The sequence below is a fragment of the Streptomyces sp. NPDC091281 genome (genome assembly GCF_044757425.1).
Lineage (GTDB): Bacteria > Actinomycetota > Actinomycetes > Streptomycetales > Streptomycetaceae > Streptomyces.
Genome location: NZ_JBIVUY010000005.1, coordinates 112,058 through 135,609, shown reverse-complemented (window position 1 = coordinate 135,609; position 23,552 = coordinate 112,058). Strand labels below are relative to the sequence as shown.

Genomic DNA, 23,552 nt, shown 5'->3' with positions numbered 1-23,552 from the left:
CGCGACCGGCGGACGCCATCCCTCCCCCGAAGGCTGCGTCCGCCGGTCCTTCCCCCGGCGCCGGACAGTGGTCTGTTCGGTGCGTACGGCGCCGCACCGGCCCGTCATCACCAGCACATGACGGCCGTCTCCCCCGAGCCCCACCCGGAGTACAGGCGGACCCGGACGGTGTAGCGGCGGCCCTTGACGAGCCGCGCCGTGATCGTGGCGTTGCCGGGGGTGCCGCCGTCGTCGTGTCCGGCGAGGAAGCGGGGTTCCCCGCCGCGCTCCTCGAAGAGCACGACGACCGTGTCGGCCTCCCCGAAGGCGGCGAGGGTGTACGCGCGGGTCTCCGGCGGCTCCACCGTGAAGTCGGCCTGCTCGCCCGCCGCCAGTGTCAGCCGCGCCGACCGGAACGGCACCAGCGCGGGCGGCCGGGACGTGCCCCGCGGCGGATACCAGCGGAGGACGAACTCCTTGTCCAGCGGCGACAGTCCGCCCGGCGGCTGGATGCCGCCGCGGAACTGCTCCGGTTCCAGGACCAGTCCGGCGGGCAGCGGGTACTGCATCACCGAATGCGGGTCCCACACCGAGCCGTTGGCCTCGGCCGGGTCCAGCTTCCGCAGGACGTTCAGATAGGTGCGCTCCCGGCTCCAGTGGTGGGGCGGCCCGGCCAGGTCGGCGTAGACGGCCTCGTCGTCCCAGTGGATGCCCGCGTACGGGCTCTGGTGCTCGTGCTGCATGCCGAGCGCGTGCCCGATGCCGTGCAGCGCCGTCGCGCGCTCGCCCGGCGGGGTCAGGTCCCAGCCGAAGTTCATGGTCCGCTCGTGCAGACCGACCCGCAGCGCGTCCCGCCCCACCGCCGACCAGGACCCGTCGCCGTGCTGGAAGCCGATCCGCAGCTCGGCCTCGGTACGGTCGGAGACCTCGGCGAACGACACCCCGATGCCCAGGTCCTCCCACGCGCGGAAGGCGTCGCGGACCACGTCCCGCTGCTCCTTGTCCCCGACCCACGACACCCACCGGGTCGCCCCGGAGCCCGGTACGGGGATGACGGAACCGTCGGTCCCGCCGTCGAGGAAGCAGTAGTGCAGGACCGTGCCGTTGAGCCACATGCGGTGACCGCCGAGGAGCGCGCCCAGCCGCTCGGCGGCCAGCCCCGGCGCGTAGGCGGGGACCGGCTGCCGCGCGAGCGAGCAGTATCGGGCGGTCATGGGGTCCACCCTGCCCCGGCGCACCGCTCCCGGACCTGAGTCGGGGTCTACTCAAGTGCCCCTGTATCAGGGGTGAGTACGCCGACTCCTGTAGGTGTGACGACTGCGAACGCCCCTGCCCCGCTGCCCACCCCGGCCTCCCCGCTGCCGGCCCCGGCCGCCGCCCTGACCGCCCCGCCGGTCCCCGCGCCCGCCACCGGCACCGCCCCGGCCCTGACGGTGGTGGACGCGCTGCCGTGGCCGTTCACCGGCCGGGACGAGGAACTGGACCTGGTCCGGGGCTCGTTCGCCGCCGGGCGGCCCGGCCTGGTGCTCGGCGGACCGGCGGGCGTCGGCCGGACCCGGCTCGCGGCGGAGGCGCTGCGCGGCACCGACGCCGCCCGGGTCGCCGGGACGCCCGAGACGCGGGGCACCGCCTTCGGCGCCTTCGCCCACCTCCTCCCGGAGGGCGTCACCCTGCACCGCGCGGTCCGACTCCTGTCCGCCGTACGCCTGTTGCTCGTGGACGACGCCCACCTCCTCGACGCCGCCTCCGCCGCCCTCGTGCACCAGCTCGCCGTCCAGGGCCGCACCCGGCTCCTCGTCCTCGTCGCCGACGGCGCGCCCGCGCCCGGCGCCGTCACCCGGCTGTGGACGGGCGGACTCCTGCCCCGCCTCGACCTGGAGCCGCTGTCCCGCGAGGACACCGGCCGACTGCTGGAGGCCGCCGTCGGGGTGCGCGCGGAGCCCTTCACCGCCCGCCGCCTGCACGACCTCGCCGCGGGCGACCTGCGGCTGCTGCGCGACCTGCTGGACGCGGTGCGCGGCCGGGATACACCGGCCCGAGGCGCCGTGCCGGAGCGCGGCGCGCGGGACGGCGTCACCTGGGCGTGGCGCGGCCCGCTTCCCGTGACCCCGGCGCTGCGGGAGCGGGCCGCCGCCGTCCTCGACCGCCCCCGCCCCGACGAGCGCGACGCCCTCGACCGGCTCGCCTTCGCCGAGCCCCGTCCGCGGGCACTGCCGGCCGACGGCCGTGCGCTGCGCGTCCTGGAGGACCTGGAGGCCGAGGGACTGGTCCACGTGGAGGACGACGGCACCGTCCGTCTGGCCCACCCGCTGCACGGCCCGCTGCTGCGCGCCGCCGCCGGACGCCTGCGGGCCCGCCGCCTCACCGCGCACCGGCCGCCGTACGGGCCCGCCCTGGACACGGAGGCGGCGGCCGTCGCGGACGGCATCGCCCGCGCCGACGTCCGCACGCTGCGCGCCCCGGTGGGGGAGTGGCTGGTCACCGAGGGCGAACCGGTCCCCGCCGCCTACGCCGCCGCCCGCGCCCGCTGGTCCCGGCTGCGCGGCGCACTCCACGAGGCCGCCGCCTGGGCCCGCGAAGGCCTCGCCACGAGCCCGGCCGACCCGGCCTGCCGATCCGAACTGGCCTCCGCCACCGCCCAGTCGGGCGGCACCCCCACCCCCGCCGCACGGACCTCGCCCGCCGCCCCCGACGGCGCACGGCCGCGTCCCACCGCCGCCGCGTGCCCCGCCACCCTCTGGTCCGCCGCCGCCCACGGCGACCTCGACACCGCGCTCGCGGACCTCGACGCCGCCACCGCCTACGACGCCGTGCGCCTCGGCGCACCCGAGCGCGCCGCCGGACTCCTCCCGCCCGGCGGGGTGTTCGCCCGGCACGCCGACGCGCTGGCCCGCGCGGACGGGCCCGCCCTGGACGCGGTCGCCGCCGAACTGGAGGCGCGCGGCTTCCTGTTGTTCGCCGCCGAGGCGTCCGCGCAGGCCGCCGGGGTCCACCGGGCGCCCGGCCCGGCCCGCACCGCCCGGACCCGGGCCGTCACCCTGGCCCGGCGCTGCCAGGGCGCCCGCACCCCGGCCCTCGCGGGCCTGGTCCTCGGTGAACTCACCGCCCGCCAGCGGCAGATCGTCACTCTCGCCGCCGCCGGACTCAGCAACCGGCAGATCGCCGAACGCCTCACCCTCTCCGTCCGCACCGTCGGCAACCACCTCTACGGCGCCTACACCCGCCTCGGGGCCGCAGACCGCACCGCCCTCCCGCCGCTGGTCGCCCTGCCCCGGCCGCGCCCGCGGGACGTGCCCCGGCCGGTGGAGCTGCCCCGACCGGCGGACCTGCCCCAGCCGATGGACCTGCCCCAGCCGATGGCTCGCCCGGACACCCGGACCGCGTGAGACGGCCGCCCGGTCCGGCCCGGAGGGCGGTGCGCGCGGCCGGGCTCAGGCGGCGCCGAACGCCGTGAACGCCCAGCCCGTCGCCTGGTGCAGGGCGTCGCCCGGCAGGGCCGCGCGGGCGTCGCGCAGGGCCTCCGCCAGGGAGAGGCCCGCGCTGACGCCCTTGTGGAGGGCCAGCATCAGCGCGACGACCGCCTCGTCGTTGACGGGCGCGCTGCTCGCCACCACCCCGGCGGTGCCCAGCGGCAGCAACGCCGTGACCAGACCGAGGAGTTCGTCGGCGCCGACCGAGGCGAGGCGGGCCGTGTCGCAGGAGGACAGGATGATCCGGTAGGGGCTGCGGGCGAGCCGCTCGAAGTCGTGGACGATCAGCGGGCCGTCCGCCATCCGCAGCGAGGAGAACATCGGGCTGTCCGCCCGGAACGTGCCGTGCGCCGCGATGTGCGCCAGCGCCGCCCCGTCCAGTTCGGCCAGCACCCGCGGTGCCCGCGCGTCGGCGTGCTCCAGCACCGTCGGCCTGCCGTACCGCCCGGCCACCTCCGGCACCTCCGCGCCCCCGGTCGCCAGCCCCGGCCCGCGCACCAGGACATGCCGCCCGCCCGGCGGCGGCTCCGTCTCCCGGGCCCGCAGCCAACTGCCCGCCGACGGCGACACGCTGAGCACCCGGTCCCGCAGCGACGGCAGCAACGCCCACGGCACCTGGTGCAGCCGGGCGGGCGGCACCACGACCACGGGCCCGGCGCCCAGGTGGGCGGCGGCCCCGCCCAGCAGCAGCCGCTCCAGGGTGCGGCCCGCCGCCTCCACCACCGGCACCATCCGCTCCGCGCCCGGATGCGCCAGCCGCCGCAGCCCGAACTGCACGTGCTCGGCCTCCCGTTCGGCCTCCGCGACCGGCCCGCCGACGAAGCGCCGCACCCGCCCGCCCCCGCACAGCAGCACCTGCACCCGCCCGTCCAGCACCGCGAGTTCGACCAGCCGTGTCTCCCCGAGCCGTTCCAGCAGCCGCCCCACGTCGAACCGGTCCCCGTCGCCGGGGGACTCGCCCCGGATGTGCAGGGTCCGCGAACGGATGCTCCGCTCCAGCCGCCGCTCCTCCCGCTCCAGCGTCGGCACCGGCCGCCCGTCCCGCCGGGCCTCCTCCGCGCGGGCGGCGATCTCCCGGTACGCCGTGAGCCCGCTCAGCAGCGCCGGGTCGGCGGGCGGCCGGGTCGGCGGCGCCGACAGCACCGTCGCCCGCCACCGCTCGCTCCACACCAGCAACCGGCGCGGCCCGCCCCGCTCCAGGCTCACCTCCTGCGCCAGCGCGGCGAGTTCGGCGCCCTGCGCGGTGGCGCGGGCCCGCAGCTCCGACGCCCCGAGGGTGGTGCGGTGGTCGTCGAGGACGTCGAGCCCGCGCCGGCAGGCCTCCAGCACCCCCCGCTCCGACCCCGTGGCCCGCGCCCACAACGCCTGCGCCGCCCAGCCCGTCAGCCGGGCCAGCGGTGTCCCGCTGCGGCGGCTGCGGGCCGCCACCGCGAGATACCGCTCGGCGTCCTCGGTCCAGTCCAGGCCCAGCGCGATCCGCCCCGCCAGCAGCCAGGCCTCCGGCGCCGCCGGCGCCCCGAACGACGACAGGCGCTCCGCGACCCGGACCGCCTCCGCCACCAGCCGCCCCGAACCCCGGCCGGCGGCCACCCGGCTCTCGATCAGCACCAGCCGGGCGTGCGCCTCCCACCAGGTGCGCCGCTGCCCGGCGAAGAGCCGCACCGCGACCGCCGCGCGCGCCGTCGCCGTCGCGGGGTCACCGGCCAGCCGCGCGGCCTTCGCCGCCGCCAGCAGGAGTTCCGCCTTACGGGTCGACTGGCCGCCCAGCCCGTCCAGCACGGCGATCGCCCCGTCCGCCAGGGCCAGCGCCTCCGGGGCCAGACCGGCCGCCATCAGCACCTCGCAGCGCCGGATGTCCAGCATGAACGTGGGCGTGCCGAGCTTGGCGTAGCGTTCCTCGGCCTCGTCGAGCAGCCGCAGCGACGCCGGGACGTCCCCCGACCGGAACGCGGCCAGCCCCCGGCTCTCCACCGCGTCCGCCTTGTCGTGCTCCTGGCCGGTGGTGTCCCACAGCGCCTCGGCGGCCGTGAAGTCGGCGTCCGCCCGGTCCACCGCCCCCAGCGCCAGGTGCACGGTCGCGCGCAGCGTCAGCGCCCGCGCCGTCCAGATCACGTCGTCCGCCTGCCGCAGCACCGGCACGGCCCGCCGTACGTCCTCCAGCGCCTCCCGGTGATGCCCCAGCACCCACCAGGCGTACGCCCGCCGGAACAGCACCCGGGCGCGGGTGTGGCCGCTGCCCCGGCCGACGCCCCGCTCGAACGCGGCCAGGCCCTGGCGGGTGCGGCCCGCGTGCACCAGCGCCACCCCGAGCGTGGCCAGCACGTCCGCCTCCCGCTCGGCGGAGTCCGCGCGGGCCGCGAGATCACGGGCGCGCCGCAGATGGTCCAGGGCCAGACGCATGTCGCCCCAGTCCCGCTGCCAGATGCCGATCACCTGGTGGGCCACGGAGGCGTGCAACGGCGGCGGATCGGTGCGAAGGACTCCCTCCGCCCGCGCCAGGGCGTCGTTGGGAGCGGCGAACACCATCGGCAGCAGTTCGAGAACCGTGTCGTTTCCCGCTGTCACCCCATGGATGGTAGTGCTCCCGCCGGGAGCGCACACAGGGCCGGAGGCACATCACGTCATATCGACGGAATGTCCTGTCCAGCGGCCCCCGCGGACCGCCCGCCGAGCCCCGGAGGCACCTCCCGCACCATCCCCCTGACCGCCTCCCGGCCCCCGTCGCGCGGGCCGGGGACACACGGAGGGCGTACGCGGGTGGGCGCGTGTCCGGCGGCGCGCTCCGGGCGGGCGCAACCGCACCCCCCGTCCTGGTCGTCGCACCACCTGTATCAGGAGGACGCCTCACGGCTCTGACTGACGACCATCGGGTTCAGGGGAGGAACACGCCATGGCACCACGGAGATTCCACGAGCAGTTCGACCACATCCAGCGCGCGCTGCCCGGGGTCCCCCTCGCGATGGGCCCGGACGACTCCGCCGAGTTCATCTACGAGAAGGGTGTGGTCCTCGCCCGCGACGGCGAGGAGGCCCAGGTCGTGGAGGACGCCGTCCGCAGCCACTTCACCGCCGCCCCCGACCTCACCCCCGACCACGTGCGCCGCGCGGGCCCCGAGACCAACCGGTCCGGGATCACCCGCATCCAGGTCGCCGACCCCGGCCAGGGCGCCCCCGGCACCGACCGGGCCGTCGCCGGGGCGCTGCGCGCGCTGCGCGGCGCCGAGGGCCGCGCGGGCCGCCGCCTGGTCAGCCGCAACCACGTGGTGTCCATCGCGGTCAACGCCTGCCCCGGCGACGAACCCGTCCCCGTCTCCCCGCACGACCTCCCCAACCCGGCCGCCGCCGACATCGCCCACGGCGCCGACGCCGTCGGTGTCCTCGTCGTCGACAACGGCCTCACCCACGACTTCCGCTCCTACCCGCTGCTCGCCCACACCGACGGCGACACCCAGCTCGTCGAGACCGACGACGAGGGCGTCCTCCAGCAGTACGTCGGACACGGCACGTTCATCGCCGGACTGGTCGCCGCCGTCGCCCCCAACACCGACGTCACCGTCCGCAACACCCTGAACGACGCGGGCGCCATCCTGGAGTACGACTTCGGCGACCGCCTCTTCGACTCCGTGGAACAGGGCGGCTGGCCCGACATCCTGAGTCTCTCCGCCGGCACCTCCAACGGCCGGATCGACGGCCTGCTCGGCGTCGCCGCCTTCATGGACGAACTACGCGCACAGCGGACCCTGTTGGTCGCCGCCGCGGGCAACAACGCCAGCGCCACACCGTTCTGGCCCGCCGCCTACGCCACCCTGCCCGACTACGCCGACGCCGTGCTCTCGGTCGGCGCGCTGCGCGGTGACGGCGAGTTCGGCGCCTGCTTCAGCAACCACGGCCCCTGGGTACGGGTCTTCGCCCCCGGCGAGCGCCTCACCAGCGCCCTCACCGGCTTCGGCAGCCCCGTCCCGTACGTCTACCAGCACTCCACCTACGACGAGTGCCGCTACGGCTTCACCTACGCCTGCACCTGCCAGTCGCCGCGCCACAGCGGGGTGTTGAGCGAGCCCGGCGCGACCGCCACCGGCAAGCCCGACCAGGTGATGTTCGAGGGGTTGGCCTCCTGGAGCGGCACCTCCTTCGCGACGCCCCTGGTCGCCGGGCTGGTCGCCGCCCACATGACACTGACCGGCGAGACCGACCCGCGCGCCGCCGCCCGCCAACTGCTGGAGGGCGCCGAGGAGTTCGCCGAGGTGCGCGGCGGGCACGTGCCCGCGCTGCTGCCGCCGACCTGGCGGCCGGTGCCCGTCACCGCGCCGGGCGGCCCCGCGTGAGGCCGGCATGAGGTCCGGGCCCCGTTCCCTCACGGCGTACGATGACATGCCGTACTCGAGGGGTGGGACCGTGGACCGTAGTGAAGTCGGCGCGCTCGTCCAGTCCGCCGTCGACGGTGACACGGCGGCCTGGAAGGCGCTCGTGGAGGGGCTCAGCCCGCTGGTCTGGTCGGTGGTGCGCGCGCACCGGCTGTCCGAGGCCGACGGCCACGAGGTCTACCAGACCGCCTGGTTCCGGTTCGCCCAGCACCTCGGGCGCATCCGTGAACCGGACAAGGCGGGTTCCTGGCTGGCGAGCACCACGCGCAACGAATGCCTGAAAGTGATCAGGAGTCTGCGCCGTCTCACCCCGACGGACGATCCCCAGCTGCTCGACCGGGTCAGCGAGGACCGTACGCCGGAACAGGCGGTGCTGGACGCGGAGGAGGCGGCCGAGCAGAGCGAGCGCGTCCGCCACCTCTGGCAGGAGTTCGAGGCGCTCGGTGAGCGCTGCCGGCAGTTGCTGCGGGTGCTGATCTCCTCGCCGCCGCCCAGTTACCAGGAGGTCTCGGCCGCCCTGGGCATCGCCGTCGGCAGCATCGGACCGATGCGCCAGCGATGCCTGCGGCGGCTGCGGGCCCGACTCGACGCACGGGGAGCACAGTGAGCCGCACCGAGAACAACGCCGACGACGCCCACGAGGACGCCGACGACCTCGACCTCGACGTGGAGTTCGACCACGGGAGTCTGGAGGAGGAGCTGCGGCAGGCCGCCGCGATCCTCGACCCGGTCCCGTCCGGGCTGCGCCGTCTCGCCCTGGAGGCGTACGCGCTGCACGACCTGGACGCCCGGATCGCCGAGCTGACCTTCGACTCGCTGGTGGACGCCATCCCCGTACGGGGCGCGGCCGACCCGCCGCGCATGCTCACCTTCCACTCCGGGGGGCTCACCGTCGACGTCGAGGTGACCTCCGCCGGGCTGATCGGCCAGCTGCTGCCGCCGCAGCCCGCGTCGATCGAGGTCCTCGACGGGCCGCGCGCCCGTGCCTCCCTCACCGCCGACGACCTGGGCCGGTTCAGCGGCGAGGCCCCGCCGTCGGGGCCGTTCGCGCTGCGGCTGCGCACCGGCGGCGAGACGGTCGTCACGGAGTGGATGCGGGCCTGAGCCCCGTCGCCGGGTGGAGCCCGGTCACCCGGTGACGGCGTCCACGAGGTCCGCGAGCGCCGCCGCGAGCCGGGTCAGCCCCGGCCCGGCCGGGCCGCCCGGCTCGCTCATGTAGGTGTCCCGCCGGATCTCGATCATCAGGGCGGAGACCCGGGGGTCGGTCCCGTAGTACTCCAGCGGGACGTACGTCCCGGCGAACGGGCTGTCGAGGCCGGTCTCCCCGATCCCCGCGAACGCCTTCCGCGCGGCGGCGACCAGCGCGGGCGGGGTGTGGAAGGCGTCCGTGCCCAGGCAGACCGGCGGGCGCGGGCCGCCGCCGTGCAGCTCGTACGGCAACCGCTCGGTGGGGTAGGAGTGCACGTCCAGGACCACCGCGCGCCCCGTCGCCGCCAGCCGCTCCGCGACGGCCTCGCCCATCGCCCGCGCGTACGGCCGGAAGTAGCGGGCGAGCAGCGGCTCGGGGTCGGTGTCGGGGGCCCGCAGCGCCTGCTGGCGCGTGGTCCGCGTGTAGACGGCGCCCATGCCCGCCTTCAGCATCTCCTCACGCCCGTCCGGGAACCGCTCCGGGTCGACCACCAGCCGCGACACCCGGTTGACGAACCGCCAGGGCGCCACCTCCGCCCGCCCGGCCGCCTCCGCGGCGATCCGGTCGGTGTGCGCGTCGGTCAGGTGATCCACCTCCCGCGCCAGCGCCTCGTCGTCCAGCACGATCCCCTCCCGCGCCTCCCGAGGGATCTCCCGCGCCGCGTGCGGCACATGCAGCACCACCGGCGACCGCACCGCCCCGGGCAGGAGGACGAAGGACGGCTCGGCGGGGGTCATACGGCTGCTCCCTGGGGTCACGGCACACATCGGCCACCTCACGGTGCCACACGCCACCGACGGCGGCGCGGGGTCGGCCCCCTGTGCCCGCGTGCCGTGCCCCGGTCACGCGCCCCCACTCACGCCGCTCCCGCCGCCCCCACCAGCCCGTACCCGACCCACCAACTCCGCGACCAGTGAACCCACTTGTTCCGTCTCGATGAGGAAGCCGTCGTGGCCGTGAGGGGATTCCACCACCCGGAGGTGGTCCGCGGCCGGGATGTGGGCGGCCAGTTCCGCCTGTTGGGACAGGGGGTAGAGGCGGTCGGAGTCGACGCCCGCGACCAGCGTCGGGGCGGTGACCCGGCGGAGGGCGGCGCGCGGGCCGCCGCGGTCGCGGCCGACGTCGTGGGCGTTCATCGCCTCGGTCAGGACGACGTAGCTGCCCGCGTCGAACCGCCGTACCAGCTTGGCCGCGTGGTGGTCGAGGTAGGACTCGACCTGGTAGCGGCCGCCGCCGAAGGGGTCCTCGGTGTCCTGCGGGGCACGGCCGAAGCGGACCCGGAGTTCGGGCTCGCTGCGGTAGGTGACGTGGGCCAGACGGCGGGCGAGGCCGAGGCCGGCGTGCGGGCCGCGCCCGGTGTGGTGGTAGTCCCCGCCGTGCCAGTGCGGGTCGGCGCGGATCGCCCCGGTCTGCACGGCCGCCCAGGCGATCTGCTCCGCGCTCGCCGCCGCCGCCGTCGCGAGCAGCAGCAGCGCGCCGACCCGCTCCGGGTACGACACCGCCCACTCCACCGCCCGCATCCCGCCCATCGACCCGCCGACCACCAGCGCCCACCGGTCGACGCCGAGCGCGTCCGCGAGGCCCGCCTCGACGGCCACCTGGTCGCGCTGGGTGAGGAACGGGAACGCCCCGCCCCAGCTCCGGCGCCCGTCGGGCCGCGGTGAGGCCGGGCCCGTACTGCCCTGGCAGCCGCCCAGCACGTTCGGCGCGACGACGAACCAGCGGCCGGTGTCCAGGGCCCGCCCCGGCCCGACCAGCGCGTCCCACCAGCCGGGCGTGGGATGACCGGGCCCGGCCGGACCCGCGGCGTGGCTGTCCCCGGTCAGCGCGTGCAGCACCAGCACCGCGTTCGAGCCGTCCGGGGCGAGCCGCCCCCACGTCTCGAACGCCAGCCGCGCGCCCGGCAGTTCACCGCCCGCCTCCAGCACGGGCGGCTCCTTCGCGACGTACCACTGCCGCCGCCCGGCCGAGTCCCCCTCCCGCCAGGCCCCGGTGGCCGGCGGGAGCGGAACCCCCTCTTCGGGTACGGCGTTCAGGACCCCGCGCCCTTCGCCGCGCGGAAGCCCGCCTCCAGGTCGGCCTTCAGATCGGCGAGGTTCTCGATGCCCACCGACAGCCGCACCAGCCCCGGCGAGGTGCCGGTCGCCGCCAACTGGGCCTCGTCCAGCTGGCTGTGCGTCGTCGAGGCCGGGTGGATGATCAGGCTGCGGACGTCACCGATGTTGGCGAGGTGGCTGAACAGCTCGACCGCGTCCACGAACCGCTTGCCCGCCTCGACGCCGTCCCGCAGCTCGAAGGAGACGACCGCGCCCGCCCCGTTCGGCAGGTACGTCTGCGCCGCCTGGTACCAGCGGCTGGACGGCAGTCCCGGATAGTGGACGGCGGCGACCTCGTCGCGCTGCTCCAGCCACTGGGCGAGCGCCAGCGCGTTGGCGGAGTGCCGCTCCAGCCGCAGGCTCAGCGTCTCCACGCCCTGGAGCAGCAGGAACGCCGAGTGCGGGGAGAGCGCCGGGCCGAGGTCGCGCAGCAGCTGCACCCGCAGCTTGATCGCGAAGGCGCCGGGGCCCAGGGCGGGCCAGTACTGGAGGCCGTGGTAGCTGGGGTCGGGCTCGGTGAAGTCGGGGAAGCGCTCCGGGTGGGCGCCGAAGTCGAAGGTGCCGCCGTCGACGACCACGCCCGCGATGGTCGTGCCGTGCCCGCCGAGGAACTTGGTCGCCGAGTGCACGACGATGTCCGCGCCGTGCTCGATCGGCCGCAGCAGGTAGGGCGTCGGCACCGTGTTGTCGACGATCAGCGGGACGCCCGCCGCGTGCGCCACGTCGGCGACCGCCCGGACGTCGAGGGCGTTGCCGCGCGGGTTGCCCAGGGTCTCCGCGAACAGCGCCTTCGTGTTCGGCCGGACCGCCGCCCGCCAGGCCTCGGCGTCGTCCGGGTCGTCCACGAAGGACACCTCGATGCCGAGGCGCGGCAGGGTGTGCCGGAAGAGGTTGTAGGTGCCCCCGTACAGCGAGGTGCTGGAGACGATGTGGTCGCCGGAGCCCGCCAGGGTCAGGATCGCCAGGGTCTCGGCGGCCTGCCCCGAGGCCAGCGCGACGGCCGCCACCCCGCCTTCCAGCGCGGCGATCCGCTGCTCGAACACGTCCTGGGTGGGGTTGTGGATACGGGTGTAGATGTTGCCGGGCTCGGCCAGCGAGAACAGGTCGGCCGCGTGCTGCGTGTCGCGGAACACGAACGACGACGTCTGGTAGATCGGCGTGGCCCGCGCCCCCGTGGTCGGGTCGGGTACGGCCCCGGCGTGGATCTGCCGGGTCTCGAACGACCAGGCCGACGTGTCGGGCGCGGCGGGCTGCTCGTCCGGGGTGTGACCGGCGGTGACGGAGTCGATGGGCTGGCTCGGCATGGTGCTCCTCGTGCGGGTGAGGCGGGAACCTGCGTCGAGGTAAGCACGGGCGGCCGGGGCCACGACAGGCTTCTTCGGGACGTGACACGAGGACGTCACAAACCACGGCAATCACCCCTCCAGAGGAAGGGGAGCCATGGCGTCCGGCGGTCCGGACACGACCGCGCCCCCGGCCGGGGCGGAACGCCGGCCGGGGGCGGGACGGGGACCCCGTCGCGGGGTCCGGGAGGTGCGGGACGTCAGCTCAGCGAGGCCAGCGCCTCGTTCCAGGTGGCCGACGGACGCATGACCGCCGCCGCCTTCGCCGGGTCGGGCTGGTAGTAGCCGCCGATGTCGGCGGGCTGCCCCTGCACGGCGTTCAGCTCGCCGACGATCTTCTCCGCGTCGGCCGCCAGCGCCTCGGCGAACCCGGTGAACGCCTTCGCCAGGTCGACGTCGTCGGTCTGGCGGGCCAGCTCCTGCGCCCAGTACAGCGACAGGAAGAAGTGGCTGCCGCGGTTGTCGATGCCGCCGACGCGGCGGGTCGGGGACTTGTCCTCGTTGAGGAAGGTCGCCGTCGCGCGGTCGAGGGTGTCGGCGAGGACCTTGGCGCGCGGGTTGCCGGTGGCCTCGGCGTACTGCTCCAGGGACGGCACCAGGGCGAAGAACTCGCCGAGGGAGTCCCAGCGCAGGTAGTTCTCCTTGACCAGCTGCTGCACGTGCTTGGGCGCGGAGCCGCCCGCGCCGGTCTCGAAGAGGCCGCCGCCCGCCATCAGCGGGACCACCGACAGCATCTTGGCGCTGGTGCCCAGCTCCAGGATCGGGAAGAGGTCGGTGAGGTAGTCGCGCAGCACGTTGCCGGTGACCGAGATGGTGTTCTCGCCGCGGCGGATGCGCTCCACCGACAGCTCGGTGGCCTGGACCGGGGCGAGGACGCGGATGTCCAGGCCCTCGGTGTCGTGCTCGCCCAGGTACTCCTCGACCTTCGCGATGAGCTGCGCGTCGTGGGCGCGGGTGGCGTCCAGCCAGAAGACGGCCGGGTCGCCGGTGGCGCGGGCACGGGTCACGGCCAGCTTGACCCAGTCGCGGATCGGGGCGTCCTTGGTCTGGCAGGCGCGGAAGATGTCGCCCTCGGCGACGGCCTGCTCCAGGACGGTCTCGCCCGCGGTGTTCACCAGGCGGACCGTACCGGCGGCCTTCACCTCGAAGGTCTTGTCGTGGGAGCCGTACTCCTCGGCCTTCTGCGCCATCAGGCCCACGTTGGGGACCGAGCCCATGGTCGCCGGGTCGTAGGCGCCGTGCGCGCGGCAGTCGTCGATGACGGCCTGGTAGACACCGGCGTACGAGGAGTCCGGGAGCACCGCGAGGGTGTCGGCCTCCTGGCCGTCGGGGCCCCACATGTGGCCGGAGGTGCGGATCATGGCGGGCATCGAGGCGTCGACGATCACGTCGGACGGCACGTGCAGGTTGGTGATGCCCTTGTCGGAGTCGACCATCGCCAGCGCCGGGCCCTCGGCCAGCTCCGCGTCGAAGGACGCCTTGATCTCGGCGCCCTCGGGCAGCGACTCCAGGCCCTTGTGGATGCCGCCCAGACCGTCGTTGGGGGAGAGACCGGCGGCGGCCAGGGCGGCGCCGTAGCGGTCGAAGGTCTTCGGGAAGAAGGCGCGGACCACGTGGCCGAAGACGATCGGGTCGGAGACCTTCATCATCGTGGCCTTGAGGTGGACCGAGAAGAGCACGTCGTCGGCCTTGGCGCGGGCGATCTGCGCGGTGAGGAACTCGCGCAGCGCGGCCACGTGCAGCACCGACGCGTCGACGACCTCGCCCGCGAGGACCGGTACGGACTCGCGCAGCACGGTGGTGGTGCCGTCCTCGGCGACCAGCTCGATACGGAGCGTGTCGTCCGCGGGGACCGTCGTGGACTTCTCGGTGGAGCGGAAGTCGTTCTCGCCCATCGTCGCGACGTTCGTCTTCGACCCGGAGGTCCAGGCGCCCATGCGGTGCGGGTGGGTCTTGGCGTAGTTCTTGACCGAGGCGGGGGCGCGCCGGTCGGAGTTGCCCTCGCGCAGGACCGGGTTGACGGCGGAGCCCTTGACCTTGTCGTAGCGGGCCTGGACGTCCCGCTCCTCGTCGGTCTTCGGGTCGTCCGGGTAGTCCGGCAGCGCGTAGCCCTGCGCCTGAAGCTCGGCGACGGCGGCCTTGAGCTGCGGGATCGACGCCGAGATGTTCGGCAGCTTGATGATGTTGGCTTCGGGCGTCTTCGCCAGGTCGCCCAGCTCGGCCAGGGCGTCCGGGATGCGCTGGTCCTCGGTGAGGTACTCCGGGAACACGGCGATGATGCGCCCGGCCAGCGAGATGTCCCGCGTCTCCACGGAGACACCGGCCTGCGCGGCGTACGCCTGGACCACCGGCAGGAAGGAATACGTCGCGAGGGCCGGGGCCTCGTCAGTGTGCGTATAGATGATGGTCGAGTCAGTCACCGGGTGCTCCGCTCCACGTCTGCAACATTGCTCGACATCAAGATATCTCGTGCCCGTGCCGGGCTCGACAGCGGCCGGGCGTCCCGGCAACGATCCGGCCGCGGCCCGCAGCCGGTACCGGAGGCGAACCCATGGGCCTCCGCGGGCAACCGAACCGGCCTCCCCGCTCGTCATCCAGGTAGATCGTACGAAGATCAATGATCGACGGGGGCTCACGATCGACGGGGACCCGCGCCCGGCGCACGACCACGACCGGCGCGGAACGACGATCGACGTCCGCGCGGGACCGGCCGGGGGCAACCACGACCGGCGGGCACGCGGCACCGAGGCTCCGCGACCGGGATCGACCGGCACGATCCACGACCACCTTCCACGACGGCCGGACCGACCATCCGGCCGCCTGGCGAAAGCGGACTCACCACCATGAGACATCGCACCCGAGTGACGGCACCGGCCGCCCTCCTGCTGGGCACGGCGGCCCTCGCCGTCACCCCGACCGCCCACGCGGCCCCCGGGGGACCGGCCGCCACCGGCACCGACCGCCGCACCGGCCCCGGGAACGGGCCCGGCAAGGACCCCGTCCCCGGCCCCGAGACCCTGGGCGACCCCGTCTACCCGGCCCTCGGCAACGACGGCTACCGGGTCTCCGCCTACCACCTCGACCTGGCCTACGACGCCGGCACCCGCCTCGTCGACGCCACCGCCGAGTTGGAGATCCGCACCACCGGCGCCCTGACCCGCCTCTCCCTCGACGCCCTCGGCCTGGACATACGCTCCGTCGAGGTCGCCGGACGCCCCGCCACGTACGAGCAGGCGGAGGAGAAGCTGCGCGTCACCCCGGCCCGCCCGCTGCGCGCCGGAACCCGTACCACCGTGCGCGTCGCCTACACCGCCGACCCGCGCCGCGCCCTCCCGCACACGGCCTGGGTGCCCACCCCGGACGGCTTCGCGATCTGCCCGCAGCCCGACTCCGCGCACACCGTCTTCCCCTGCAACGACCACCCCTCCGACAAGGCGGACTTCACCTTCCGCGTCACCGTCCCGGCCGGACTGCGCGGCGTGGCCAGCGGACGCCTGGTCCGCACCGAGCAACTCCCCGGCGACCGCACGGCGTTCGTCTACCGCTCCCACCACCCGATCGCCACCGAGATCGTCCAGATCACGGTGGGCGACTACGTCGTCAAGGAGCGGCGCGGCCCGCACGGGCTGCCGCTGCGCGACATCGTGCCCACCGCCCGCGCCGAGGCCCTGGAACCGGCGCTCGCGCTCACCCCGGGCATCGTCGCCTGGGCCGAACAGCACCTGGGCGCCTACCCGTTGGAGACGTACGGGCTGCTGCCCTGCAACAACGACGCCCCGGACGCCTTCGACTTCACCGGCCTGGAGACGCAGACCCTCACGCTCTACAAGCCGAACTTCCTCCTCCAGGAGGAGTCGAAGATCGGCTCGCACATGATGCACGAGCTGGTCCACGCCTACTTCGGCAACAGCGTCAGTCCCGCCACCTGGTCCGACCTCTGGCTCAACGAGGGCCACGCCGACTTCTACGGGCTGCTGTACCGCTACGAGCGCGGCTGGGCCGACTCCCTGGGCCTCACCACGCTGGAGGCGCGCATGAAGGACACGTACGCGCGCGGCGACCAGTGGCGGCGGACGTCCGGCCCGGTGGCCGCGCCGAACGCCGCGAACCTCTTCGACAGCCAGCGCTACCTGGGCGGCGTCCTCGTCCTGTACGCGCTGCGCAACCTGATCGGCGAGGACCGCTTCCACGCCGTCGAGCGGCTGTTCCTCGCCCGGCACCGCGACGGCCACGCCTCGACCGAGGACTACGTCGAGCTGGCCGCGCACGTCGGCGGACGGCACGTGACCGGATTCCTCCGGGACTGGCTGTACGGCACGACGACCCCGCGGATGCCCGGTCACCCGGACTGGACCGTCACCCCCGTCGTCACCGCCCCCGCCCGACCGCGCCGGGACACAGCGGCCCGCCCGCACGACAACTCGGCCACGCTGTAACGCCGTTGCGGGGCGGGGCGCCGGATGCCCCGCCCCGCGACGGTCTCCGGTGGCTACTCGTGCAGGGCGTTCGGCGGACCGCCCTGCACGATCCCGTCGCCGGTGCGCTGCTGCGGGATCACCACCGCGCCCTGCTGGAGCGCGACCGTGCGGGTGGGCGCCGGGATGCGGATGCCCTCGTCGCGGTAGCGGCGGTGCAGGCGCTTGATGAACTCGTGCTTGATCCGGTACTGGTCGCTGAACTCGCCCACGCCCAGGATCACCGTGAACCCGATCCGCGAGTCACCGAACGTGTGGAACCGCACGGCCGGTTCGTGGTCCGGGACCGCGCCGGTGATCTCCGTCATCACCTCGGTGACCACCTCCGTCGTCACCCGTTCCACCTGCTCCAGATCGCTGTCGTAGGCCACGCCGGCCTGGACGAGGATCGTCAGCATCTGCTCGGGACGCATGAAGTTGGTCATGTTCGTCTTGGCGAGCTGCCCGTTGGGGATGACGACCAGGTTGTTGGAGAGTGCGCGGACCGTCGTCTGACGCCAGTTGATGTCCTCGACGTAGCCCTCCTCGCCGCTGCTCAGCCGGATGTAGTCGCCGCGCTGGACGGTCTTGGAGGCCAGGATGTGGATGCCCGCGAAGAGGTTGGCGAGAGTGTCCTGGAGGGCGAGCGCGACGGCCAGACCGCCGACACCGAGCGCGGTCAGCATCGGCGCTATGGAGACCCCGATGCTCTGGAGGGCGACGAGGAAACCGAGCGCCAGGACCAGGACGCGGGTGATGTTGACGAAGATCGTCGCGGACCCGGCGACGCCCGAGCGGGCGTGCGTGACGGTCTGCACCAGCCCGGCGATCACCCGCGCCGCCGACACGGTCACCGCGAAGATCAGCAGCACGGTCAGGCTCTGGTTGACGGTGTGCTGCACGGCCCGCGTCAGCGGCAGCACCGCGGCGCCCGCCGCACCGCCCGCCGCGATCGCCGCCCACGGCACGACCGTGCGCAGCGCGTCCACCACGACGTCGTCGCCGCTCCACTTGGTCCGCTTGGCGTGCTTGGCCAGCCACCGCAGCACCGTCCGCGACAGGAACGCCACCAGCAGCCCGGCCGCCACCGCGATCCCGGCCAGGACGAAGTCGTCCAGAGTCAGCCCACGGGTCACCGGCCACCCCCGCGGAGGGAGGGGGCGGACGGACCGCCGTGCAGTGTCGTCGTCACGTAGTCACCTGCTCGTGTAGAAGAACGGACACGCCCGTGCACCACCACACGACCGCGCCCGCCATCCTCCCGCATCCGGAACACCAGTTCGCACCACGCGCCGCCCTGACGGAGGCCGAACGGGGTTGCGCGCGAGGACGGTTGCGGTGGTTTGCTGGGTCTGCTCACGGCGGGCCCGAACAGGCCGAGATCCGCCGGGACGGCCGCCTGCGGGCGGCCGGAGAACCAGGAGAAGGGTGCGGTGTGACGGGGACCGCGTGGAACGAGCGGGACGGCCTGCTCACCGCGTCCGGGATCGTGGTGTACGCGGCCGGGGACGTCGCCGAACGGAACGCCACCTACGAAGTCGGCCTGTACGCGCCGGGGTTCCTCCTCGTCGGCGACGACAGCGGCGGACGCGGCTTCCTCGTACGCGGCGGTGACCCGGACTCGGCCGTCTTCTCCTCCGGGCTCGGCGATCTGGACCCGGCGGGCTTCGAGGTCGTGGCCGCCGACCTCACGTCCTGGATCGCGTCGCTCGGCCCCGCCGCGCACTGAGGAGCGGCACGTCGGTGCGTGCGGGACGGTCCCCCCTGAGGCACGATCCAGGTGCTCGGGGTCCGTGGGGCCGCGGATGTCGAGAACGGGGCACCCGCTCCGTCCCAGGGGTGGCGGCGGTCGTCCCGGCCGCGTCGGAAGCCGTGAATGACGTGAATGACGTGAATGAGGAGAGTGCGGCATGGCCGTTCAGCGGATGGACAACGTCGGCATCGTCGTGGGGGACCTGGACGCGGCCGTCGCGTTCTTCGTGGAGCTGGGGATGGAGCTGGAGGGCAGGGGAGAGGTGCGGGGCGGGTTCGCCGATCAGTGCACGGGGCTGAGCGGCACCCACTGCGACATCGCCATGCTGCGGACCCCCGACGGGCACAGCCGCCTGGAGCTGGCGCGGTACCGCAGCCCCGAGGCGATCGCGGACGGGCCCAGGGACAAGCCGCACAACATCCTCGGCACGCACCGCGTCATGTTCGCCGTCGACGACATCGAGGACACCGTCGCCCGCCTCCGCCCGCACGGCGGCGAACTCGTGGGCGAGATCGCCCGGTTCGAGGACAGCTACCTGCTCTGCTACCTCCGCGGCCCGGACGGCGTCATCGTCGGACTCGCCGAGCAGATCCAGGGCTCCTGAGTAGACGGCCGGCCCGCCGCGCGGCCCGTCACCGGTCGGGCGGCCCGGCCGCCGCTCAGATCACCTTCCTCCGCACCAGCACCCCCAGCGTCACCGCCCCCGGCACCATCGGCGCCCACACCGTGATCACCCGGTACGCCAGGACGACCGCCGTCGCGAGGGCGGCCGGGGCGCCCGTCGCGACCAGGGCGACGACGAGGGCCGCCTCGACCGAGCCGATGCCGCCCGGAGTGGGGACCAGGGCGACCGCGACGGTGGCCGCGAGGTAGGCCAGCATCATGTGGACCGGCGGCACCGGCAGCCCCAGCGCCCTGCCCACCGCCGCCAGTCCGGCCGCCTGGAGCACGGGAAAGGCCAGGGAGCCGCCCCAGAGGGCCAGGGCGCGCGCCGGGCGGGCGTGCACCGACCGGGCCTCCCCGTACGCCGTTCGCAGGAACGACGTCACCGCCGTACGCCACCGCCGTACGGCGACGACCGCCCCGGCCGCCAGCGCCACCGCACCACCGACCAGTGCGGCCAGCGGGCCCGCCGCGCCCTCGGGCAGCAGCGTGCCCAGGCGGAGGGCGCCGGGGAACGCCAGGAGCAGCGCGGCCAGGAGGGCGACCCGCGCCACGGCCTCCGCCAGGAGGTAGAGGGCGAGGGCCGCCGAGGAGCGGGCCGCGGGGACGCCGCACACCGTCATGAACCGCAGGTTGACCGCGCTCGCGCCGAGCCCCGTCGGCAGCAGGTGGTTGGCCGCGCCCGCCGCGAACTGGGTGGCCAGCAGCCGCAGTCGGGGCAGCCGCTGGGTCACCGCGCCCTGCCGGGTGACGGCCGCCGCGACCCACGTCAGACAGGTCGCCCCGGCCGCCGCCACCAGCCACCGCCAGTCGGCGGAGCCCAGCTGGGCCACACCGTCCAGCAGCACCCGCCGGTTGCGCACCGCGACCACCGCGACGAGCACCAGCGGCAGCAGACACAGGGCGCGGCGCACCGGCAGCCGCCGGAGACACCCCGCCCGGAGCGGGGAGCGCGGGGGCCGGGGGCGCGAGGGCCGGGTGGGCCCGGCGAGGGGGACCGCTGTCACATTCGGAGACGTTCTCCCCGCCACGTCAACACGGGATGACCGCAGCGTGGACGCAGGCAGGGAAGCAGCGCACATCGCCATGTCCCGCCCCCACCCTCCCCCTTCGGCACGCACGCCCCGACCGGAGCGCCCCGCCCGTACCCTTCTCCTCTTGACCTCAACAAAACTTGAGGTTCTACGGTCGCCGGTATGAGCATGGAGACCACCGCCTGGACGCAGCTCTACAGCGTCCTCAACGCCCGGCACGACGACCCCCGCGACGACGATCCCCGAGACGAGGACCCCCAGGACGGAAAACCCCGGCGCCGACGACGGCGCAGGCGTCCCTTCGACCGCGCCACCCTCCGCCGTATCGCCGTCTTCGCCCGCCCCCACCGCCGCCGGATCGTCCTCTACGTCGTCCTCGGCGCGGCCACCGCGCTGCTCGCCGTCGCCACACCGGTGCTGGCCGGGCGGGTCGTCGACGCGATCGTGTCGCACGGCGACAGCGGCACCGTGGTCCGCCTCGCCCTGCTGATCGCCGCCATCGCCGTCGTGGAGGCGGCCCTCGGCATCCTGGGCCGCCGCCTGTCCGCCTCGCTGGGGGAAGGACTCATCCTCGACCTGCGGACCGCCGTCTTCGACCACGTGCAGCGGATGCCGGTCGCGTTCTTCACCCGCACCCGCACCGGCGCGCTCGTCTCCCGCCTCAACAACAACGTCATCGGCGCCCAGCGCGCCTTCAGCAACACCCTCTCCGGCGTGGTCAGCAACATCGTCACGCTGGTCCTCACCCTCGCCGTCATGCTCACCCTGTCCTGGCAGGTCACCCTGCTCTCCCTCGCCCTCCTCCCGGTGTTCGTGGTGCCCGCCCGCCGCCTCGGCCGCCGGATGGCCGCCATGCAGCACGAGGCGGCGACCCTCGACGCCGCCATGAGCACCCGGATGACCGAGCGGTTCTCCGCCCCCGGCGCCACCCTGGTCAAGCTCTTCGGCCGGCCCGCCGAGGAGTCGGCCGAGTTCGCCGCCCGCGCCGCCCGCGTCCGGGACATCGGCGTGCGCACCGCCACCGCCCAGTCGGTGTTCATCACCTCCCTCACCCTCGTCTCCGCCCTCGCCCTCGCCCTGGTCTACGGCCTCGGCGGCAGCCTCGCCCTCGACGGCACCCTGGACCCCGGCGCCGTCGTCGCCCTCGCCCTCCTCCTCACCCGCCTCTACGCGCCGCTGACCGCGCTCGCCGGAGCGCGCGTGGAGGTGATGAGCGCCCTGGTCAGCTTCGAGCGGGTCTTCGAGGTCCTCGACCTCACCCCGCTCGTCGCCGAGAAGCCCGGCGCCCGCGAGGTCCCCGACGGCCCCGTCTCCGTGGAGTTCGACGGCGTCCGCTTCGGCTACCCCGCCGCCGACCGCGTCTCCCTCGCCTCCCTGGAGGAGGTCGCCGCCCTCGACACCCGCGGCGGCGCCGAGGTCCTGCACGGCGTCTCCTTCCGCGCCGAACCCGGCCGCACCGTCGCCCTCGTCGGCTCCTCCGGCGCCGGGAAGTCCACCGTCGCCCAGCTCCTGCCGCGCCTCTACGACGTCGACGGGGGCGCCGTCCGCGTCGGCGGGGTCGACGTCCGCGACCTGAGCGCCGACTCCCTGCGGGCGACCGTCGGCATGGTCACCCAGGACGGCCACCTCTTCCACGAGTCGGTCCGCGCCAACCTGCTCCTCGCCCGCCCCGCCGCCACCGAGGACGACCTCTGGGACGCCCTGCGCCGCGCCCGCCTCGACGACCTGGTCCGCTCGCTGCCCGACGGCCTCGACACCGTGGTCGGCGAACGCGGCTACCGGCTCTCCGGCGGCGAACGCCAGCGCATGACCATCGCCCGGCTGCTCCTGGCCCGCCAGCGCGTCGTCATCCTCGACGAGGCCACCGCCCACCTCGACAACACCTCGGAGGCAGCCGTCCAGGAGGCCCTCACCGAGGCGCTTCAGGACCGTACGGCGGTCGTCATCGCGCACCGGCTGTCCACCGTGCGGGCCGCCGATCTGATCCTCGTCGTGGAGGCCGGACGGATCGTCGAACGCGGCACGCACGAAGGGCTGCTGGCGGCCGGGGGACGGTACGCGGAGCTGTACCGCACCCAGTTCGCCCGCCCGGAGGACGAGACCCCGGCCCAGGAACCCACCCACGACCCCGCCCGGAAACCCACGCAGGACCCCGCCCGGAAACCCACGCAGGACCCCGCCCCGGCCCCGGCCTGAACTCCGCTCCGGCACAAGGGGGTTGCTCAGCCCCGCCGCCGGGCGAGCACGCTCAGCCCGTTCGCCGCGACCACGGCGCCGATCGCCGCCCACTCCGCTCCCCCCAGTTCCTGGCCGAGCCCGACGAGTCCGACCAGCGCGGCCAGCACCGGATTGACGCTCATGAACAACCCGAAGGCCTGCGGCGTGACCTGACGCAGCGTCAGCAGATCCGCGAGGTAGGGCACGGCCGAGGAGAGCACCCCGGCGGCCACGGCGCAGCCGACGGCCGCCGGGGTCGGCGGACGGTGCACCGCCACCACGATCCCGACGGGCAGGAACAGCAGGGCGGAGACCCCGGCCGCCGCGGCGGCGCCCTGCGCGCCGGGCACGCGCCGCCCGACGGTCCGGTTGAGCAGGATGTACGAGGCCCAGCAGGCGGCGGCCAGCAGCCCCAGGGCCAAGCCGACATGGTCGCCGGACGGGCGCGGGCGCAGCAGGGTGACGACGCCCGCCGCCGCGACCAGCGCGCAGCAGGCGTCCAGCCGGGTCCGGGTGGCGGCCAGCGCCACGGTGAGCGGGCCGAGGAACTCCAGGGTCACCGCCAGCCCGAGGCCGATCCGGTCGACGGCCGTGTAGAGGGACAGGTTCATGGTGCCGAAGACCACGGCGAGCAGCAGCACCGGCCACCACTGCCCCCAGGTGAAGCCGCGCAGCCGGGGGCGCCCCACGGCCAGCAGGACGGCCGCGGCGACGTACTGCCGTACCGCCACCACCCCCACCGGGCCGATCACCGGGAAGGCCAGCGAGCCGACCGCGGCGCCGACCTGGTTGGACAGCCCGCTCCCGGTCATCACGAGCACCCCGGCGAGCCGCCGGGAACCGGCCCCGGAGGCGCCGGGGACCACGGGAACGGCGTCCGGGGCGGCCGGGTCCGGGACCGCGGCGACGTCGGACCCGTGGCCCGCGCGAGCTGATGACATGCGCCGATCCTGGGTCCGGCCCCACCTCGCGCAAAATGCGCGGACCGGCC

17 protein-coding genes are annotated in these 23,552 nt (G+C 74.9%); 8 read left to right on the top strand and 9 right to left on the bottom strand.

Annotated features, from left to right (window positions below):
* Positions 1 to 107: 107 nt before the first annotated feature.
* Entirely contained in the window at positions 108 to 1,193 is a 1,086-nt protein-coding gene (locus tag ACIQPQ_RS15245) for a M12 family metallopeptidase (RefSeq protein WP_401303807.1), read from the bottom strand.
* Between the two features lie 219 nt (positions 1,194 to 1,412).
* On the opposite strand from ACIQPQ_RS15245, the gene ACIQPQ_RS15240 reads away from it, so the two are divergent.
* The gene (locus ACIQPQ_RS15240; protein WP_401304521.1) at positions 1,413 to 3,365 is read left to right on the top strand and encodes a LuxR C-terminal-related transcriptional regulator; all 1,953 of its coding nucleotides are present in this window, start codon (positions 1,413 to 1,415) and stop codon (positions 3,363 to 3,365) included.
* Positions 3,366 to 3,410: 45 nt separating this feature from the next.
* Here ACIQPQ_RS15240 and ACIQPQ_RS15235 read toward each other — a convergent pair whose 3' ends face one another.
* The gene (locus tag ACIQPQ_RS15235; protein WP_401304519.1) at positions 3,411 to 5,975 is read right to left on the bottom strand and encodes a CHAT domain-containing protein; all 2,565 of its coding nucleotides are present in this window, start codon (positions 5,973 to 5,975) and stop codon (positions 3,411 to 3,413) included.
* 364 nt (positions 5,976 to 6,339) lie between these two features.
* Between ACIQPQ_RS15235 and ACIQPQ_RS15230 the strand changes: the two genes are divergently transcribed.
* From ACIQPQ_RS15230 to ACIQPQ_RS15220, 3 genes are read left to right on the top strand one after another with little or no spacing between them, the layout of a single operon-like run.
* On the top strand, positions 6,340 to 7,773 hold the full coding sequence (locus ACIQPQ_RS15230; RefSeq protein ID WP_401303804.1) for a S8/S53 family peptidase: 1,434 nt from the start codon (positions 6,340 to 6,342) through the stop codon (positions 7,771 to 7,773).
* Positions 7,774 to 7,819: 46 nt separating this feature from the next.
* Positions 7,820 to 8,419, top strand: coding sequence for an RNA polymerase sigma factor (locus tag ACIQPQ_RS15225; protein WP_383766304.1), 600 nt, complete (start codon positions 7,820 to 7,822; stop codon positions 8,417 to 8,419).
* Positions 8,416 to 8,916 (top strand): hypothetical protein, encoded by a 501-nt coding sequence (locus ACIQPQ_RS15220; protein WP_401303801.1) that lies wholly within the window; start codon positions 8,416 to 8,418, stop codon positions 8,914 to 8,916. Before ACIQPQ_RS15225 ends, ACIQPQ_RS15220 begins: the two co-directional genes overlap by 4 nt.
* A 24-nt stretch (positions 8,917 to 8,940) precedes the next feature.
* Here ACIQPQ_RS15220 and ACIQPQ_RS15215 read toward each other — a convergent pair whose 3' ends face one another.
* The 4 genes from ACIQPQ_RS15215 to ACIQPQ_RS15200 all read right to left on the bottom strand — a co-directional run bounded on the left by ACIQPQ_RS15215 (position 8,941) and on the right by ACIQPQ_RS15200 (position 14,860).
* Entirely contained in the window at positions 8,941 to 9,738 is a 798-nt protein-coding gene (locus ACIQPQ_RS15215) for an N-formylglutamate amidohydrolase (RefSeq protein WP_401303798.1), read from the bottom strand.
* A gap of 105 nt (positions 9,739 to 9,843) precedes the next feature.
* Complete coding sequence (locus ACIQPQ_RS15210; RefSeq protein ID WP_401304516.1) at positions 9,844 to 11,037, bottom strand: homoserine O-acetyltransferase; 1,194 nt, start codon at positions 11,035 to 11,037, stop codon at positions 9,844 to 9,846.
* Positions 11,034 to 12,401, bottom strand: a complete 1,368-nt coding sequence (locus tag ACIQPQ_RS15205; RefSeq protein WP_401303796.1) for a bifunctional o-acetylhomoserine/o-acetylserine sulfhydrylase — start codon at positions 12,399 to 12,401, stop codon at positions 11,034 to 11,036. The genes ACIQPQ_RS15210 and ACIQPQ_RS15205 overlap by 4 nt, the downstream gene beginning before the upstream one ends.
* A 239-nt stretch (positions 12,402 to 12,640) precedes the next feature.
* Complete coding sequence (locus tag ACIQPQ_RS15200; RefSeq protein WP_401303795.1) at positions 12,641 to 14,860, bottom strand: NADP-dependent isocitrate dehydrogenase; 2,220 nt, start codon at positions 14,858 to 14,860, stop codon at positions 12,641 to 12,643.
* Between the two features lie 423 nt (positions 14,861 to 15,283).
* Between ACIQPQ_RS15200 and ACIQPQ_RS15195 the strand changes: the two genes are divergently transcribed.
* The gene (locus tag ACIQPQ_RS15195) at positions 15,284 to 16,876 is read left to right on the top strand and encodes a M1 family metallopeptidase (protein WP_401303793.1); all 1,593 of its coding nucleotides are present in this window, start codon (positions 15,284 to 15,286) and stop codon (positions 16,874 to 16,876) included.
* Positions 16,877 to 16,929: 53 nt separating this feature from the next.
* Here the strand turns inward: ACIQPQ_RS15195 and ACIQPQ_RS15190 are convergent, their stop codons facing one another.
* The gene (locus ACIQPQ_RS15190) at positions 16,930 to 18,030 is read right to left on the bottom strand and encodes a mechanosensitive ion channel family protein (protein WP_401303790.1); all 1,101 of its coding nucleotides are present in this window, start codon (positions 18,028 to 18,030) and stop codon (positions 16,930 to 16,932) included.
* Positions 18,031 to 18,329: 299 nt separating this feature from the next.
* Between ACIQPQ_RS15190 and ACIQPQ_RS15185 the strand changes: the two genes are divergently transcribed.
* Both ACIQPQ_RS15185 and ACIQPQ_RS15180 read left to right on the top strand, forming a co-directional pair.
* Positions 18,330 to 18,623 carry a hypothetical protein gene (locus ACIQPQ_RS15185; protein ID WP_401303787.1) on the top strand — a complete coding sequence of 98 codons (294 nt, stop codon included), beginning with the start codon at positions 18,330 to 18,332 and terminating at the stop codon, positions 18,621 to 18,623.
* A 181-nt stretch (positions 18,624 to 18,804) separates the two neighbouring features.
* Positions 18,805 to 19,251, top strand: coding sequence for a VOC family protein (locus ACIQPQ_RS15180; protein WP_401303785.1), 447 nt, complete (start codon positions 18,805 to 18,807; stop codon positions 19,249 to 19,251).
* Positions 19,252 to 19,306: 55 nt separating this feature from the next.
* Here ACIQPQ_RS15180 and ACIQPQ_RS15175 read toward each other — a convergent pair whose 3' ends face one another.
* The gene (locus ACIQPQ_RS15175) at positions 19,307 to 20,317 is read right to left on the bottom strand and encodes a YbhN family protein (protein WP_401303783.1); all 1,011 of its coding nucleotides are present in this window, start codon (positions 20,315 to 20,317) and stop codon (positions 19,307 to 19,309) included.
* A 189-nt stretch (positions 20,318 to 20,506) separates the two neighbouring features.
* Between ACIQPQ_RS15175 and ACIQPQ_RS15170 the strand changes: the two genes are divergently transcribed.
* Complete coding sequence (locus ACIQPQ_RS15170) at positions 20,507 to 22,540, top strand: ABC transporter ATP-binding protein (RefSeq protein WP_401303781.1); 2,034 nt, start codon at positions 20,507 to 20,509, stop codon at positions 22,538 to 22,540.
* 26 nt (positions 22,541 to 22,566) lie between these two features.
* On the opposite strand, the gene ACIQPQ_RS15165 is transcribed toward ACIQPQ_RS15170, so the two are convergent.
* Positions 22,567 to 23,502, bottom strand: a complete 936-nt coding sequence (locus tag ACIQPQ_RS15165; protein WP_401303779.1) for an EamA family transporter — start codon at positions 23,500 to 23,502, stop codon at positions 22,567 to 22,569.
* Positions 23,503 to 23,552: the final 50 nt, after the last annotated feature.